Here is a 15848-nt window from a genome sequence, read left to right as displayed (position 1 = left end):
TCAGCAGAATCATTCAACGCAAAAATAAAAGCCTTTAGAGCACAGTTCAGAGGAGTAAAAAATGTAGAATTCTTCCTCTACAGATTAACCACAATTTTTGCATAAACACAACAATTAGTCATGATCCCTTCTCACCCTATATATCTACTCTAAATTTAATCTAGTTTTAAATAAAAAAACCTTCCTATGCAAGGAAGGTTTTAGAGCGAAAGACCGGGTTCGAACCGGCGACATTCAGCTTGGAAGGCTGACGCTCTACCAACTGAGCTACTTTCGCAAGACAGTGCAAATATAATCCTTAAACTTTTCAACTTCCAAAAAAAATTACAGCTTTTTTAAAAAATGATAGCCCTTAATTACATAGCCCAAATTCATATAAAATTTATGAGACTTAAAGTTCTGGACATAAGCATTTAACTCTTGCATCTCACAACCTTTCCCTTTTGCGTAATCAAAAATATATTCAAATATTTCTTTTCCAAAACCTCTGTTTTGGTATTCCGTCTTAATAAAAACGTGATCAGCTTCACAAGATTTCCCGGCATAATGACGAGTCATGAACCAAAGACCAAAAGTTCCTATAACTTCTTCATTTAAATAAATGGCAAAGCACTCATAATTTTGCTCTAACATTTCATGCATTCTGGATTTCAATAATGATTCTTCTGTTTGATATTCAGACAATTCCATAATAAGTGGAACAACCAAATCCAAATCTTTCTTTAAAATCTTGTTAATTGATAATTCCATCCTACGGTTTTCTGCGAAATTAGTCATAATTTTAGCTAGAATTAAAAATCAGAATAAAATACTCATGAAAAATAAACCTGGAAAAATCCAAGACCTTATAGACGAAAAATTCATAGAGCAACGAAAGATATTTATGTGGGGACAAGTAGATGGTAAGTCTGCTAAGCACGTGATAGATAGGTTACTTTACTTAGATGCCATTTCAGATAAAGAAATCCAATTATTTATAAATAGTCCTGGAGGTTTCGTTACCGATGGCTTTGCAGTTTATGATACTATGAAATCGCTTAGGAGTCCAATTTCAACCATTTGTAGTGGATTAGCAGCATCTATGGGATCAATTTTACTTTCTGGAGGAACCAAAGGAAAAAGATTCATTCAGCCATTAGCAAAAGTAATGATCCACCAACCAAGCGGTGGCGCTCGTGGACAGGCCTCTAATATCGAAATTCAAGCTGCAGAAATTTTAAAAATAAAAGAAATCAGTGCGGAAATCCTTGCTGAAAATTGTGGTCAGAAGATAGAAAAAGTAAAGAAAGATTTTAACCGTGATCACTGGATGGATGCAGATGAATCTATTGCTTATGGGATTGTAGATGGCGTATTTAAACCTTAAACTATGAGTCAGGAAATAAAACACAAAGAGAACGACACTAGAGGTATGTTCTACATGGAGGATGATAAAGGAATAACTTCCGAACTCACCTACACAAAGCAAGACAATGGGGTTTTAGTAATAGATCATACTGAAACAAGATCTGAATTGGAAGGAAAGGGCTTGGCATCTATGCTTTTAAAAAGAAGCGTAGAATATGCTAGAGAGAAAAACTATAAAATTGATCCTCTTTGTCCTTTTGCTGAAGTTAAATTCGATGAACATAAAGAATACAGAGACGTCTTAGCAAGTTAATTCTTTAACATGAGCGCTACTTACACTATCCGATTAATTTCTGCTAGCGCTACCTATACAGTGAGAAATGACGTTTTGAGACCGGGAAGACCTGTTACAGAATGCTATTTCGCTGGAGATGATTCCAAAGGAACATTTCACTTAGGCCTATATAAGGATGAAAATTTAATTGGGGTTGCTAGTTTTATGAAAAACAGCAACCCTTTTTTTGATCCTATTTCCCAGTTTCAACTTAGAGGAATGGCAATTTTATACAAATATAAAGGACAAGGTTTAGGCAGCTTACTTTTAAAAGAAGGAGAATCTAAAATAAAACAAGAAGGTCACGATCCGTTTTTATGGTTTAATGCCCGAGTTAATGCCATAGATTTCTATAAAAAACATGGCTACGAAAGTTTTGGACAGAAATTTGAAGTACCTGGTGTTTGTGAACATATTGTAATGTTCAAACATTTTGAAAGCAAGAATAAATAGAAGTATGAATTCACTAAAAACCCTAGATCTGGTTACTAAAAAAGTATTCCTTATAGGCATACTGCTTTTGCTTGGAATCTTTAGTTGTAAAAATAAGAACGAAGACGCTACTGATCTGAACCAATCCGAAGAACCTTCTGAGGAAACTACTCTTGGGACTAAAAATTCAATTTCAAAAATTCTCTCTAGCCCTAAATCAGATGAATTATTTTTAAGTGACTCTGTAAAGAAATTCTATGAGAAAAAAGAATATCTACCCACATGGAGTAATAATAAATTACGGGAAGGTTTTATTGAAACCCTAAAAAATGCTGAAGCTGAAGGTCTTTATTTTAAAGATTATCATGGTAACGAAATTGAAGCCATAGAAGGTAGTCTGAACTCCCAAAACAATAATGAAAAGAGCAGGTATGACATTTTACTTACTGATGCTTTTTTTAAATTTAGTAGTCACTTGCTAAATGGTAAAACAAATCCACAAAAAATTCATGAGATCTTTGATCTTCCAAAAAATCGAGCGAATCTTAGTGTTCTTCTTAATAATGCGCTTGCTAAAAATGATCTAGAAATTGCGTTTAATGAGCTAAGACCAAATAATCCTGTTTATAGTCAGCTCATAGTCTCTTTAAAAGAGTATAAAGAGAAGCTAAAAGACTCCGTTGAATTTAAGGAGATTGATGGTGGAGAAATGATAAAGCCTGGAATGCAAGATGCCCGATTACAAAAGATCAAATTCAGATTAATGGTTTTGGGTTATTTAAAAGATATAGATCCATTTACTAATGATTATTCACAACCAGTGCAAGATGCTATTAAGCAAATTCAGCTTGAAAATGGTTTGTTATCTGATGGGATCGTGGGGAATAGCACCATAAAATTACTGAATATAGATTATAAAGCCCGTTACAATCAGGTTTTGGCAAATCTGGAACGTTGGCGCTGGTATCCTAGGGATTTAGGAGAACATTATATCCTTGTGAATATTGCCAATTATCATTTAGAGGTAATAAAGGATAATAAGATTATAAGTAGTCATAAAATAATGGTGGGTACCGACCTTAGAAAAACACCGATTTTTTCAGATGAAATAGAATATATAGTTTTTAATCCCAATTGGACGATCCCTCCTACTATAAAAAATAAAGACGTAATTCCGGGAGTGAGAAAAGACTCGAGTTATCTTAAACGAAAAAATATAGATATCTATAGTTCCAATGGAGAATTATTAAACCCAAATGAAGTGGATTGGAATAGCAACAAAGTAAGATCCTATACATATAGGCAAAAACCGGGAAGTTCTAACCCACTGGGGAAGGTGAAAATTATATATCCCAACAAACATTTGATCTATTTACACGACACGCCTTCAAAATCACTTTTTGCACGTAACTCCAGAGCACAAAGTTCTGGTTGTATTAGAGTAGAGAATGTAATGGAACTTGTTGAATATCTTTTAAGTGATCAGTCAGATTATAATTCAGGAAAAATTAATGAGATCCTCGAAAAAGGTAAGCTAAAACAAGTTCAGATGGATCAAAGAGTGACAGTTCATCATTTATATTGGACTGCTTGGATAGAAAATGGGAAGCCTAGATTTACAGAAGACATCTACAACTACGACGAAAAGATCATAGAAGAATTAAATAAGGTTTCTAAGCCTTAATCATTCTAGAATTCTTTAAATAAGTTTTGTCTGCGGAGTGAATATAGATAACCGACTTGTTTTTTATAACATCTATAATGTCATTATTTAGAGCGGTTGGCAAAGCAGGACAGCCATAACTTCTTCCTAGTCTTCCTAATTTACTTGCAAAAGAAGGATTTGCATAACTGGCACCGTGAACAACCACGTAGCGCTCACGGGCTTTAGAATTAAATTCCTTTTCCATTCCATCTATAAACATGGAATATCCGTTTTTACCGTAATAAGTTTCTGCTGTAACGTAAAAACCCAAAGAACTCTGTAAAGAATTTACCTTATTAGAAAACTTGGTTGCAAACTCGTTACCCGTATTTTTACCATGCGCAACAACCGTGTTAAATAATACTTTATTATTAGTCATATCTAAAACCCACATTCTTTTTTTAGTAGATGAAAGTGTGAAGTCTATAATTGTAAGAATATTTTTTTCAATTGCATTTTGATCAGATAATTTATAATATCCCATCATTCCGTTCTTAAAACTATCTAAGTCTGGGACACTGTTGTTATTTTCAACAAGATCTGTGTATGCCTTATTTATTTCTTCTTCTATAGTTAGATTAACTTCGATAGGCTCCATGAATGCAATCGGCTCTTCTGCGATGTTGGTCGCCTCAAGGTTCTCGGTAGTTGTAAAAGCAAAGGAAAAAGTAAGGAAAGTAATTACGGTTAGGATTTTATACGTCATAAAAAGATTTAGATTTAAAAGAATGTTAATTATTTTCCAAATAGTATGCCAACTTACAAAAATTAAATCATACAATACCTTACATCAGATTTAATTCACCTTTTGGCGATAAAATTTTATAATATGCTTGTATTCAAATAATTAAATTTTACTTTATAGAACACAACAGGTATGATAACGAAATCATTTCATTATTATTTTATAAAACTTGAAATAAAAATTAAGAAAACTTAAAGAGTATACAACTAGGAGTTTTAACATTTTTTAAAATGAAAGATCTACTCCAGCCTCAAACAAAACCAGTACTTTTTCACTAAATTGATATAAAATTAATGGTGTCTTAGGGAGTTAAAAGAAAATTCGAGTTTTAATAAAATATTAATAGGAGTATTTTAACAAGCCTACATATAGTTTATATCTTTACCCACTTATAAGCAACTAATGAACAAGAAAGTAATTCTTATGATTTTGGATGGCTGGGGAATAACTCAAGATCCAAAAGTCTCTGCTATTTCAAAAGCGAACACTCCATTTATAGACAGTCTCTTTAAAGACTATCCTAATGCACAACTGCTTACCCATGGAATAAATGTAGGGCTACCAGAAGGCCAAATGGGGAATAGTGAGGTTGGTCACATGAACTTAGGTGCGGGAAGAATCGTGTATCAGGATCTGGCAAAGATTAATCTGGCCGTTAAAAACAATAGCCTTATAAGTGAACCCGTTTTAGAGCAAGCATTTGATTATGCAGTAAAGCATAATAAGCCTATACATTTTATGGGCTTACTAAGTGATGGCGGTGTTCATTCGCATATCAATCATTTAAAAGGATTGTTAAGCGCTGCAGAAGAATTTGGGGTGAAAGAAAAATACGTACACGCATTTACAGATGGCCGTGATGTAGACCCAAAATCTGGAGTGAATTTTATAACTGAAATTGAGGAATATTTAGAAAAAACAAATAGCAAATTAGCTTCAGTAATTGGAAGATACTTTGCAATGGATAGGGATAAGCGTTGGGAACGGGTTAAGAAAGCCTATGATCTTATTGTTTCTGGAAAAGGACACAAAACCACCAATGCTGTTGAAGCAATTTCAGAAAGTTATAAAAACGGAGTTACAGACGAATTTATTGAGCCAATTGTGCTCACAAATGAATCTGGGCAACCAGTTGCTACTTTAAAAAATGACGAAATTGTAATTTTCTTCAACTTTAGAACAGACAGAGGTCGCCAATTAACTAAGGTTTTGTCTCAGGAAGATATGCCTGAGTTTTCTATGAATAAAATGCCTTTGTATTATGTAACTCTTACTAAATACGATGATCAATTCACCAATATAAATATTGTCTTCAAAAAAGAGAATATTAAAACCACATTAGGGGAAGTATTGGAATACATGGGCAAAACTCAAATTAGAATAGCCGAAACAGAAAAATATCCTCACGTTACTTTTTTCTTTTCTGGTGGAAGGGAAAAACCATTTAAGGGAGAAACACGCATCATGTGTAATTCTCCAAAGGTAGCTACCTACGATCTACAGCCAGAAATGAGTGCTTATGAAATTCGGGATAAAATAATTCCTGAGCTAAAATCTAAAAAAACAGATTTTATATGTCTAAATTTTGCTAATCCAGATATGGTAGGCCATACCGGGATTATGGAAGCGGCAATAAAAGCTTGTGAGGTTGTAGATGAATGTGCACAAAAGGTAGTAGAAACCGCTATTGAAAATGAGTACAGTATTTTGTTAATTGCAGATCACGGGAATTGTGAAGTAATGATGAATGCAGATGGGTCGCCAAATACATCTCATACTATTAGTCCAGTGCCGGTAATATTGGTAGACGATGATATAAAATCCATAAAAAATGGTAATTTAGGTGATATAGCACCGACTATCCTTAAGTTGATGGGAATCACCAAGCCAGAGCTAATGACCCAAGAACCTTTAATCTAAAACAAATACAAGAATATGAAAATTAGTTTATACCTTTTAGCATTCGCATTTTTAGCAAGTTGTGGAAACAGTAATAAATCAACAAATACTGCTGCCACCACTACCACAAATACAACATCGTCTTCCACAAGCAGTTCTTCGGAAATGGCTGTAGAGACTAAAACTAAATCAAATATGCAACAAGGAATGTTAGTAGGAGAATTTGATAAAGCAGATCTTGAACAAGAAGCATTTTCTAAATGGTTCAATGAAGGATATGATGAATTCAATCCATCTGCTGAAGCAATGGCTACAATTAAAAAGAACATTTCAGATTATGAAATAATTGCTTTTATGGGAACTTGGTGTCCAGATAGTAGAAGAGAAACCCCAAAAGTATTCAAGATCTTAGATGAAGCTGGTTATGATATGTCTAATCTTACTTTTTATGGAGTGAATAGACAAAAGACCACAACAGATAATATTGAAAAAGAATTTGATTTAAACAGAGTTCCAACCGTGATCTTTTTAAAGGACGGAAAAGAGGCAAATCGTTTTGTAGAATATCCAAGAGAATCTATAGAAGAAGATTTTGCTAAAATCGTTTCTGGAGAAGAGTATAAGAACTCCTATGCTGACTAATAAATAAGACGAATATCCCTACAATATTGTGAATATTATTAACGCATATTTTTAATTTTACAGCATGCATAATAACAAAACGATTGCTGTAGATTTTGATGGAACTATAGTAGAAAACAGGTATCCTAAAATAGGCAAACCTATACTTTTTGCTTTAGAAACCTTACTCCATTTGCAGAAAGAAGGGCATTTATTGATCCTTTGGACCTACAGGTCTGGTAAAGAATTACAAGAAGCCGTAGAATTCTGTAAGCAAAAAGGAATTGTTTTTTATGCTGTAAATAAAAGTTACCCCGAAGAGTTATACGATGAATCCCTGAGTAGAAAAATTCAGGCAGACATTTTTATAGACGACAGGAATATTGGTGGACTTCGTGGTTGGGGTGAAATTTATCATGAATTATCATCCTCCCCAGAGAAAGCAAAGTTTACAAATAAAAAGAAAAAAGAAAAATCAGGGAAGCGTATCCTGAATTATATTAAATCGAAATTATGATTATATCCAAATCCAAAGAAGAAATTGAATTAATGCGAGAGAGTGCTTTGGTAGTTTCCAGAACATTGGGAATGTTAGCTTCAGAAATAAAACCAGGGGTAACCACTTTGAAATTAGACAAATTAGCGGAAGAGTATATTAGAGAACAAAATGCAATTCCGGGATTTTTAGGCTTGTATGACTTTCCAAATACATTATGTATGAGTCCAAATGCACAAGTAGTTCACGGGATCCCAAATAACAATCCATTAGTTGAAGGTGATATTATCTCTATAGATTGTGGAGCCGTAAAAAATGGATTTTATGGCGACCATGCATACACATTTCCAATTGGAGAAGTGGCAGAGGAAACCAAAAAATTATTACAAGTAACCAAGGAATCACTTTACGTGGGCATCAATGAATTTAGAGCTGGTAAGAGAGTGGGAGATGTTGGTTATGCTATTCAAAAATATTGCGAAGATCATGGCTATGGAGTTGTTAGAGAGCTGGTAGGTCATGGTTTGGGTAAAACCATGCATGAGGATCCCGAAATGCCAAATTATGGCAAGAGAGGACGTGGTAAAAAATTTATTGAAGGAATGGTTGTAGCTATTGAGCCTATGATCAATCTGGGAACAAAAAATATAAATCAGCTTAACGATGGCTGGACAATTCTCACTGCAGATAATAAACCTAGCGCACATTTTGAGCATAATGTAGCTTTGGTAGATGGAAAGCCAGAGTTGCTTTCTACTTTTAATTATATCTACGAGGCATTAGGAATTACAAGTAACGAAGAAGACAAATTTAGATCTAAAGTTTATGGTTAAGAATTTCCGACAAGAGCAATGGGTAACCTATCATGATGAATCATGGCAGGAAAGGTTTGTGTATAAAATTTCCAATTATGGAAGAGTAATAAGTTTCGTTAAAAACCCAGAAGGAGAACTTATTAAAGGTGGTAGAACTGCAGGATATCTATCTTTTGTAGTGAATTTAAAAAATGGAAAAAAGAAGAATTACTATTTCCATAGAATTATCGCTGCTTGTTTTCTTGAAAAGAAAGATGACGATCTGTTTGTAATCCATAAAAATTACATAAAACAGGAAAATCATGTTTCCAATTTAGCCTGGACCAATAAAGAAGAATGGACGAAACATCAATTTGGCAATCCTAACGTTAAGGAGAACAAAATGAAGCGTAAGCTAAGACAGGTAACCTCCTATTCTAAATTGAGCTATGCACAAGCAGTAGTTTTGAAAAAGAAATTATTAGATCCAAATAGAAAAACCAGAATACGAATACTAGCTAAGCAATTTGGTGTTTCAGAAATGCAGTTATACAGAATAAAATCTGGAGAAAATTGGGGTGATATTGAAGTATGATCCAAAAGGCATTTAAATTTTTTCTGAATAAAATTCCTCGTCCCCTATTAATTAGAGCTAGTTATTTAATTAGACCGTTAATAGCTTTCAGTTTAAGAGGCTCAAAATACACAGATCCAATAGACGGTAAATCCTTTCGGAAGTTTTTACCTTATGGTTATGAGCAACAACGAGAGAATGTGCTTTCTCCTTCTACCCTCTCCCTGGAGCGTCATCGCTTATTATGGCTGTATTTAAAAAATGAAACCGGGCTGTTTACTAAAAAAATAAAATTGTTGCATTTTGCCCCGGAACAAGCTTTTCATAAGCTGTTTAAGAAAATGGAAAATCTGGAGTACACTACTACAGACCTCAATTCTCCTTTAGCAGATGTAAAAGCCGATATTCGCAATCTCCCTTTTAAAGATAATTCTTTCAATTTTATTCTTTGTAATCACGTTTTGGAGCATATTCCTGATGATACGAAGGCGATGCAAGAACTTTACAGAGTTTTGGCACCTGGTGGAACCGCGATTTTACAGATCCCTCAAGATCTAAGCAGAGCTGTTACTTTTGAAGATAATTCTATTACCTCTAGAAAAGAAAGAGCTAAGATCTTTGGGCAATATGATCACGTCCGGGTTTATGGGCGGGATTATTTTGATAAGCTAAGAAGCATTGGTTTTAAAGTGCAAGAAGTAGCTTACACTAATTCTTTAGATCCTTCAGAAATAGATAAATATCGTTTAGCAAAAGGAGAAATTATTCCTGTTTGTACTAAATAAGATGATTATTCTTGCCTCAAAACGTCCTTAAATCCAGAAGTACTAAAAACTTTCACTTCTTCATTTTCTTCCGCATAAATAAAATACACATCCACATCCTCAATTCTGGATAGCATTTCTTGAGAGCGTTCAAGCCCTAAAGCCATAAATGCAGTTGCATAACCATCAGCCAAAGTGCAGTTCTTAGCAAGAACGGACGCGCTTAATAAATTACTTTTTTCAGACTTTCCCGATTTAGGATTGATGGTGTGAACATACCGCTGACCGGTTGAGGAATCCAATCTGAATTTTCTGTAATTCCCTGAAGTTGCCATGCCTCTATTTTTTAAGAACAGTGTAGCTTCAAAAACACGATTCCCTTCAGTTTGTAATGGATCATCAATAGCCACTATCCATGGCTCCTCAGATTTTATATTAGTCCCTTTTGCCACAAGCTCTCCTCCTACTTCCACCAAATAGTTCTGTACTTTTTTAGAATTTAAATATTCAGCGATCACATCTACTGTATATCCTTTAGCAATAGCATTAAAATCCAAATAGATTCCCGGGAGATCCTTGATAATCCTATTCTCTGCGGAAAGTTTGATCTTGTTTAAGCCCACATACTGCAACATAGAATCTATTACGCGGCTATTTAAGCTGTTATTCCTTTTTTCTGGACCAAATCCATAGGCGTTCACTAAATTCCCAACAGTTGGATCGAAAAAGCCTCTGCTCTCAGAGTATATTTTTTCTGAAGCTTTTAATACTTCCCTGAAATTATCATCTACTACAATTGAAGTATCTCCGGCGTTTATTTTAGATATATCCGAGTCTGTTTGATAGGTACTCATAGATCTATTAATCACCTCAAAAATAGAGTCTAATCCCTTTTGGAGTGGCAACTCGGTTTTATGAAAGAATTTCACCTGGTAGGTTGTTCCCAGGGCTTCCCCAACGAATATTTGAGCCTCCTGATTTTTGGAACAGCCAGAAAGCAGGATAGCACTTATAAATATGGGTAGTATTGTCTTCAATTTAAATCTCTTGTAATCCTTCATAATTAACGGTGTAAGCATCATCTTTTAAAACTGGTTTATCATAATCCCCGGAATTTGCAATACCGACTCCTGCATAAAAAGTTTTAGCATTGAACTTTAACGCGTGATCCTTGATTCCCTTCATAAATTGAGGATCATAATATTTAGGGTCTACAGGATATGGAATAGCCTTAACGATCACGAAATTCAATTTTTGATCTTTCAACGCAACAAATTGAGGATTTCGTTTCAATTGGCTGTTCACTCCAAGAAACTCATATCCCTCATCTTCCAATTGCTTGCCTACAATATTCATTGCAAGGTTATGAAGTTCTTGATCTGTTAATTTATCTTTCATAGTATTCAAAAATACGATTATTGCTAAATAGCTAATAAAAAAAAGACCGACTATTTTCATAGGTCGGTCTTTAATATACTTAATCTAGATTATGGCTTATCCACCAAAATCATCAAATCTTACATTTTCTGGAGGAACTCCAAGATCTTCGGTCATTTTTTCTACCGCCTTGTTCATTAAAGGTGGTCCACAGAAATAATACTCGACATCTTCAGGAGTTTCGTGATATTGTAAATAGTTATCTATTACCACTTGGTGAATAAATCCTATAAATCCATCTCCTTCTCCATCAATTCCATCTTTTACTTTCCAGTTATCCTCTTCCATAGGTTCAGATAAAGCTAAGTAAAATTTAAAGTTTGGAAAATCTCTTTCTAAAGCTCTAAAGTGTTCTGAATAGAATAATTCTCTTTTAGAACGTCCACCATACCAGTAACTTACTTTTCTTCCTGTTTGAAGGGTTCTGAATAGATGATATAAGTGAGAACGCATTGGTGCCATACCAGCTCCACCACCTACATAAAGCATTTCTGATTCACTTTCATTTATGAAGAATTCTCCATAAGGCCCAGAAATTACAACTTTATCACCTTCTTTTCTTGAAAAGATATAAGAAGAGGCTACTCCTGGATTTACATCCATCCAACCGTTCTTAGCTCTATCGAATGGCGGTGCTGCAACACGTACATTCAACATGATCTCACGACCTTCTGCAGGATAAGAAGCCATAGAATATGCACGCTCTACCGTTTCAGGATTTTTCATCACTAAAGGCCAAAGCTTAAACTTATCCCATTCATCTTTAAATTTATCTGGTTCTCCAGGATGTTCATCTGGATGCGCAGTAATATCCATATCTTCAAATTTCACCTCACATTTAGGAATCTCGATTTGAATATATCCACCTGCTTTATAACCCATATCCTCAGGGATCTCTACTACGAATTCCTTGATAAAGGATGCTACGTTATAGTTACGCATTACCGTTGCTTCCCATTTCTTAATACCAAAAATTTCTTCCGGTATCTGGATCTTCATGTCTTCTTTAACTTTAACCTGGCAACCAAGTCTCCATCCTAGAGCGATCTCTTTTCTTGTAAAATGAGGTTCTTCTGTTGGTAGAATAGATCCACCACCTTCAGTAACTATACATTTACACTGAATACATGTTCCACCTCCACCACAGGCGGACGGTAAAAATAATTTTTGCTCACCAAGAGTGGATAAAAGAGTTCCACCAGATCCTACTTCTATGTCTTTCTCACCATTTACTTTAATAGTAACGGGACCAGAAGGTACTAATTTTGCTTTAGCGCCCAGTAATATGGAAACTAATAAGAGTATAAGTACTAAAAATACAATTACACTTGCTATAATAACTGTCATTGTTTTGTCTTTTTATTATAATTCAATTCCCATAAAACTCATAAACCCAATTGCCATTAACCCTGTAATAATAAAGGTAATCCCTAGTCCTTTTAAAGGAGCAGGAACATTTGAATAAGCAATTTTTTCTCTAATAGCTGCAATAGCAATAATTGCTAAGAACCATCCAATTCCACTTCCTAAACCATAGGTTATAGCCTCAGATACCGCAGTAAAGCTTTTTTGCTGCATAAATAAAGATCCACCCAAAATAGCACAGTTTACTGCGATAAGTGGTAAAAAGATCCCTAAGGCACCATATAAAGCTGGAGCAAATTTTTCTACTATCATTTCCACCAATTGTACCATTGAAGCTATTACTGCAATGAACATTATGAAACTTAAGAAACTAAGATCTACATTTGCATATTCTGGATTTATCCATTGTAGAGCTCCTGGCGCCAGCAAGTATTGATCCAGCAAAAAGTTAATTGGTACCGTGATGGCAAGTACAAAAATAACCGCTGTACCTAGACCAACTGCTGTTTTTACTGTTTTTGATACTGCTAAATAGGAACACATTCCTAAAAAGTAGGCAAAAATCATATTTTCTATGAAAATACTTCTAACAAATAAATTTATATAATCCATTTTATAGTGCTTTAACGCTGTTAGTTTTGTTCTATTAATTTACGGTTTCTTGCACGTTGTACCCAGATAATGATTCCCACCACGATAAGTGCCATTGGAGACAATAACATTAGTCCGTTATCCTCATATCCATAAGCGTACAATCCTGTAGCTTCCGATGCTACAGCTGCATTGTTTCCAAGGACTTCGAATCCGAATAATTTTCCACTTCCTAGAAGCTCTCTGAAAAAAGCAACAATAATCAAGATAATTCCGTATCCTGCTGCGTTACCTATTCCATCAAGAAAAGATTTGTAAACTCCATTCCCTAAAGCAAATGCTTCCAAACGTCCCATTACAATACAGTTGGTAATAATAAGCCCAACGAATACAGAAAGTTGCTTACTTACATCGTAGGCATAAGCTTTTAGTATTTGGTCTACCAAGACCACCAAAGAAGCAACGATTACCAATTGAACGATAATTCTAATTCTATTTGGGATCAGGTTTCTAATTAAAGAAACGATCATGTTAGAGAATGCCATTACTGCAGTAACTGCTAATGCCATCACAATTGCAGGTTCTAATTGAACCGTAATTGCCAATGCCGAACAAATACCTAAAACTTGTACAGTAATCGGGTTGTTATCATCTAAGGGGTCGCTTAATAACTTACGATTGTTCTTCGATAAGAAATGTTCTCTTTCTTCAGTATTAGAAAGAAATAAGATCATTTCTTGTTTCTTTGCTTCCTTTGCTTCAGAAGCTATTTTAGTATCTATAGACATAATTACTGAATTGCTACTTTAATATCCGTTTGCTTTTTAAAATATGGGAGATAACGCAGTAATCTTTCAGAAATCATATCTGAAACTCCATCCCCGGTAATTGTAGCTCCAGAAATAGCATCTACTTTATTATCATCTTTATTAGTTGGATCAACGTTTCCTTTAACTACAGAAACTCCAATTAAATTTCCACTACTATCAAAGATCTTTTCATCCGCAAAACTCTGTTTAAACCACATTTGAGTAATTTCTCCTCCCAATCCAGGTGTTTCTCCTTTATGATCGAAAACAGCACCTTTAATAGTATTCACATCATCTTTTAAAGATATATATCCGAAGATAGCATCCCAAAGTCCTTTTCCTCTTAACGGAATTATATAATATTTGGCTCCTTCAACATTTGCTATATATAAAGGATATAATTGCTCTGCACCTGGCTTTTTCAATTCTTTTGCAAGATCCACGGTAAAAGCATCTGTTCCTTCTGCAACGCTACCGTCTTCGTTTAAAGCAATAGTTTCAGTTATATATTCATTATATAATTCTTCTGCTTCGCTTCTTTCGGTCTCAATTCCAACCGTTGCCAGGATATTTTGCATTTTTTCCTGACGTACATTTTCATTTTGAATTGGCTGAAGTGTTGTAGCTGTAAAAGCTAACACACTTGCTACCACTACCACCATTATAATGGAAAACATGAATGTGTAGCCGTTGGTGTTCGTTTTATTTACTGGTTTTTCTTCCATAACTAAGCTGCTGTTTTAATTTGTCCTGAAACGCTTACCGCTCTTTTCTTTCGTCTATTAATATTCGCTTCAATTACATAATGATCTATTACCGGAGCAAAAACATTCATCAATAATATGGCCAACATTATTCCTTCTGGATACGCTGGATTGAACACACGAATCATTACCCCGAATAATCCAATTAAAAACCCGTAAATCCATTTTCCTCTTAAGGTTTGTGCTGCAGAAACAGGATCTGTTGCCATAAACACAATTCCAAAAGATAATCCACCAATTATTAAATGTTGATACCAAGGAAAGTTTGTTAAAGCATTTCCTTCTATCCCCATATTTGGAAGTGCATTAAAGATTAAGGCCATTACAGCTGCACCTACAAATCCACTTAAAATAATTCTCCAACTTCCTACCTTGGTAAGTACTAAAACTAAAGCACCAGCAAGCACACATATTGTAGAAGTCTCTGCGATAGACCCGGGAATAACACCCGAGAACATATCCATTACACTATAAGGCACCTCTGCCACTCCTTTTCCTGCTGAGGCTAGTGTCCCTAAAATAGTTTCTCCAGAAACACCGTCTACAGTTGTGGCCTCACTTACCCATACCTGGTTTCCAGACATATACGTTGGATAAGCAAAGAAAGCAAAAGCACGAGCCGTTAGCGCAGGATTCAGAATATTCATTCCTGTCCCTCCAAAAGCTTCCTTTCCTATTACTACTGCAAATATTACAGAAAGAGCAACCATCCATAATGGAATATCTATCGGCATAATCATAGGGATCAAAAGTCCTGTAACCAAATAGCCTTCGTTTACCTCGTGTCCTCTAAAGATCGCGAAAGCGAATTCTATTCCTAAACCAACTCCGTAAGAAACAGCGATCATTGGAAGAATTTTCCATGCTCCATGCATAAAAGCTTCCAAGAAAGGCACACCGTCAGCATATTCAGGTAGTTGATGTAGATATTGATATCCTCCATTCCACATCCCAAAAATAAGCGCAGGAACTAAAGCGAGCACCACAGTTATCATGGTTCTCTTCAAATCTACAGCATCCCTAACATGGGCTCCTTTTTGAGTAGTATGATTTGGAGTGTATAAAAAAGTATCCAAGGCATTAATTGCAGGAGCATACTTTTCGAATTTATTACCTTTATTAAAAGGCTCTCTAAATTTATCTAATTTTTGTCTAATCCATTCCATAGTTC

The 15848-nt window shown here is 34.8% G+C and carries 19 protein-coding genes and 1 tRNA gene; 10 read left to right on the top strand and 10 right to left on the bottom strand.

The annotated features are described in order from the left end of the window. Nucleotides 1-204: 204 nt before the first annotated feature. Both ES724_RS13375 and ES724_RS13370 read right to left on the bottom strand, forming a co-directional pair. A tRNA-Gly gene (locus tag ES724_RS13375) sits at nucleotides 205-277 on the bottom strand. A gap of 47 nt (nucleotides 278-324) precedes the next feature. Next, a complete protein-coding gene (locus ES724_RS13370; RefSeq protein ID WP_246136880.1) occupies nucleotides 325-750 on the bottom strand; it encodes a GNAT family N-acetyltransferase in 426 nt (141 codons plus the stop codon). A gap of 64 nt (nucleotides 751-814) precedes the next feature. On the opposite strand from ES724_RS13370, the gene ES724_RS13365 reads away from it, so the two are divergent. Genes ES724_RS13365 through ES724_RS13350 form a run of 4 tightly spaced genes read left to right on the top strand, consistent with a single transcriptional unit; the run spans nucleotide 815 to nucleotide 3797 of the window. Beyond that, complete coding sequence (locus ES724_RS13365; RefSeq protein ID WP_146933717.1) at nucleotides 815-1366, top strand: ClpP family protease; 552 nt, start codon at nucleotides 815-817, stop codon at nucleotides 1364-1366. Nucleotides 1367-1369: 3 nt separating this feature from the next. Further along, entirely contained in the window at nucleotides 1370-1660 is a 291-nt protein-coding gene (locus ES724_RS13360) for a GNAT family N-acetyltransferase (RefSeq protein WP_146933715.1), read from the top strand. A 9-nt stretch (nucleotides 1661-1669) separates the two neighbouring features. Continuing rightward, nucleotides 1670-2134 carry a GNAT family N-acetyltransferase gene (locus tag ES724_RS13355; RefSeq protein ID WP_146933713.1) on the top strand — a complete coding sequence of 155 codons (465 nt, stop codon included), beginning with the start codon at nucleotides 1670-1672 and terminating at the stop codon, nucleotides 2132-2134. 4 nt (nucleotides 2135-2138) lie between these two features. Then, on the top strand, nucleotides 2139-3797 hold the full coding sequence (locus tag ES724_RS13350) for a L,D-transpeptidase family protein (RefSeq protein WP_246136879.1): 1659 nt from the start codon (nucleotides 2139-2141) through the stop codon (nucleotides 3795-3797). Here the strand turns inward: ES724_RS13350 and ES724_RS13345 are convergent. Then, entirely contained in the window at nucleotides 3787-4524 is a 738-nt protein-coding gene (locus tag ES724_RS13345) for a murein L,D-transpeptidase catalytic domain family protein (RefSeq protein ID WP_146933709.1), read from the bottom strand. The genes ES724_RS13350 and ES724_RS13345 overlap by 11 nt on opposite strands. Before the next feature lie 441 nt (nucleotides 4525-4965). Between ES724_RS13345 and gpmI the strand changes: the two genes are divergently transcribed. The 6 genes from gpmI to ES724_RS13315 all read left to right on the top strand — a co-directional run bounded on the left by gpmI (nucleotide 4966) and on the right by ES724_RS13315 (nucleotide 9732). After that, entirely contained in the window at nucleotides 4966-6483 is a 1518-nt protein-coding gene (gpmI, locus tag ES724_RS13340) for a 2,3-bisphosphoglycerate-independent phosphoglycerate mutase (protein ID WP_146933707.1), read from the top strand. A 15-nt stretch (nucleotides 6484-6498) separates the two neighbouring features. Continuing rightward, nucleotides 6499-7104 (top strand): thioredoxin family protein, encoded by a 606-nt coding sequence (locus tag ES724_RS13335; protein WP_146933705.1) that lies wholly within the window; start codon nucleotides 6499-6501, stop codon nucleotides 7102-7104. 64 nt (nucleotides 7105-7168) lie between these two features. Beyond that, on the top strand, nucleotides 7169-7600 hold the full coding sequence (locus ES724_RS13330) for a BT0820 family HAD-type phosphatase (RefSeq protein ID WP_146933703.1): 432 nt from the start codon (nucleotides 7169-7171) through the stop codon (nucleotides 7598-7600). After that, nucleotides 7597-8412, top strand: a complete 816-nt coding sequence (gene map / locus ES724_RS13325; RefSeq protein ID WP_146933701.1) for a type I methionyl aminopeptidase — start codon at nucleotides 7597-7599, stop codon at nucleotides 8410-8412. Before ES724_RS13330 ends, map begins: the two co-directional genes overlap by 4 nt. Next, nucleotides 8405-8968, top strand: a complete 564-nt coding sequence (locus tag ES724_RS13320; RefSeq protein ID WP_146933699.1) for an NUMOD4 domain-containing protein — start codon at nucleotides 8405-8407, stop codon at nucleotides 8966-8968. The genes map and ES724_RS13320 overlap by 8 nt, the downstream gene beginning before the upstream one ends. Beyond that, nucleotides 8965-9732 (top strand): class I SAM-dependent methyltransferase, encoded by a 768-nt coding sequence (locus ES724_RS13315; protein ID WP_211362769.1) that lies wholly within the window; start codon nucleotides 8965-8967, stop codon nucleotides 9730-9732. Before ES724_RS13320 ends, ES724_RS13315 begins: the two co-directional genes overlap by 4 nt. Before the next feature lie 5 nt (nucleotides 9733-9737). Here ES724_RS13315 and ES724_RS13310 read toward each other — a convergent pair whose 3' ends face one another. The 7 genes from ES724_RS13310 to ES724_RS13280 form a co-directional block, all read right to left on the bottom strand. Then, nucleotides 9738-10772 (bottom strand): FAD:protein FMN transferase, encoded by a 1035-nt coding sequence (locus ES724_RS13310; protein WP_146933697.1) that lies wholly within the window; start codon nucleotides 10770-10772, stop codon nucleotides 9738-9740. Next, the gene (locus ES724_RS13305) at nucleotides 10750-11109 is read right to left on the bottom strand and encodes a Na(+)-translocating NADH-quinone reductase subunit F (RefSeq protein WP_146933695.1); all 360 of its coding nucleotides are present in this window, start codon (nucleotides 11107-11109) and stop codon (nucleotides 10750-10752) included. Before ES724_RS13305 ends, ES724_RS13310 begins: the two co-directional genes overlap by 23 nt. A 96-nt stretch (nucleotides 11110-11205) precedes the next feature. Next, on the bottom strand, nucleotides 11206-12495 hold the full coding sequence (gene nqrF / locus ES724_RS13300; RefSeq protein WP_146933693.1) for an NADH:ubiquinone reductase (Na(+)-transporting) subunit F: 1290 nt from the start codon (nucleotides 12493-12495) through the stop codon (nucleotides 11206-11208). A 15-nt stretch (nucleotides 12496-12510) separates the two neighbouring features. Then, nucleotides 12511-13125, bottom strand: coding sequence for an NADH:ubiquinone reductase (Na(+)-transporting) subunit E (nqrE, locus tag ES724_RS13295; protein WP_146933691.1), 615 nt, complete (start codon nucleotides 13123-13125; stop codon nucleotides 12511-12513). 20 nt (nucleotides 13126-13145) lie between these two features. Beyond that, nucleotides 13146-13892 carry an NADH:ubiquinone reductase (Na(+)-transporting) subunit D gene (locus ES724_RS13290; RefSeq protein ID WP_146933689.1) on the bottom strand — a complete coding sequence of 249 codons (747 nt, stop codon included), beginning with the start codon at nucleotides 13890-13892 and terminating at the stop codon, nucleotides 13146-13148. Nucleotides 13893-13894: 2 nt separating this feature from the next. Then, a complete protein-coding gene (locus tag ES724_RS13285) occupies nucleotides 13895-14638 on the bottom strand; it encodes a Na(+)-translocating NADH-quinone reductase subunit C (protein WP_146933687.1) in 744 nt (247 codons plus the stop codon). A 2-nt stretch (nucleotides 14639-14640) separates the two neighbouring features. After that, a complete protein-coding gene (locus tag ES724_RS13280) occupies nucleotides 14641-15843 on the bottom strand; it encodes an NADH:ubiquinone reductase (Na(+)-transporting) subunit B (RefSeq protein ID WP_146933685.1) in 1203 nt (400 codons plus the stop codon). Nucleotides 15844-15848 lie beyond the last annotated feature (5 nt).

The sequence above is a fragment of the Gillisia hiemivivida genome, from assembly GCF_007997295.1.
Lineage (GTDB): Bacteria > Bacteroidota > Bacteroidia > Flavobacteriales > Flavobacteriaceae > Gillisia > Gillisia hiemivivida.
Note: the sequence above shows the minus strand (reverse complement) of the source record. Positions and strands in the feature narration are given on the sequence as shown.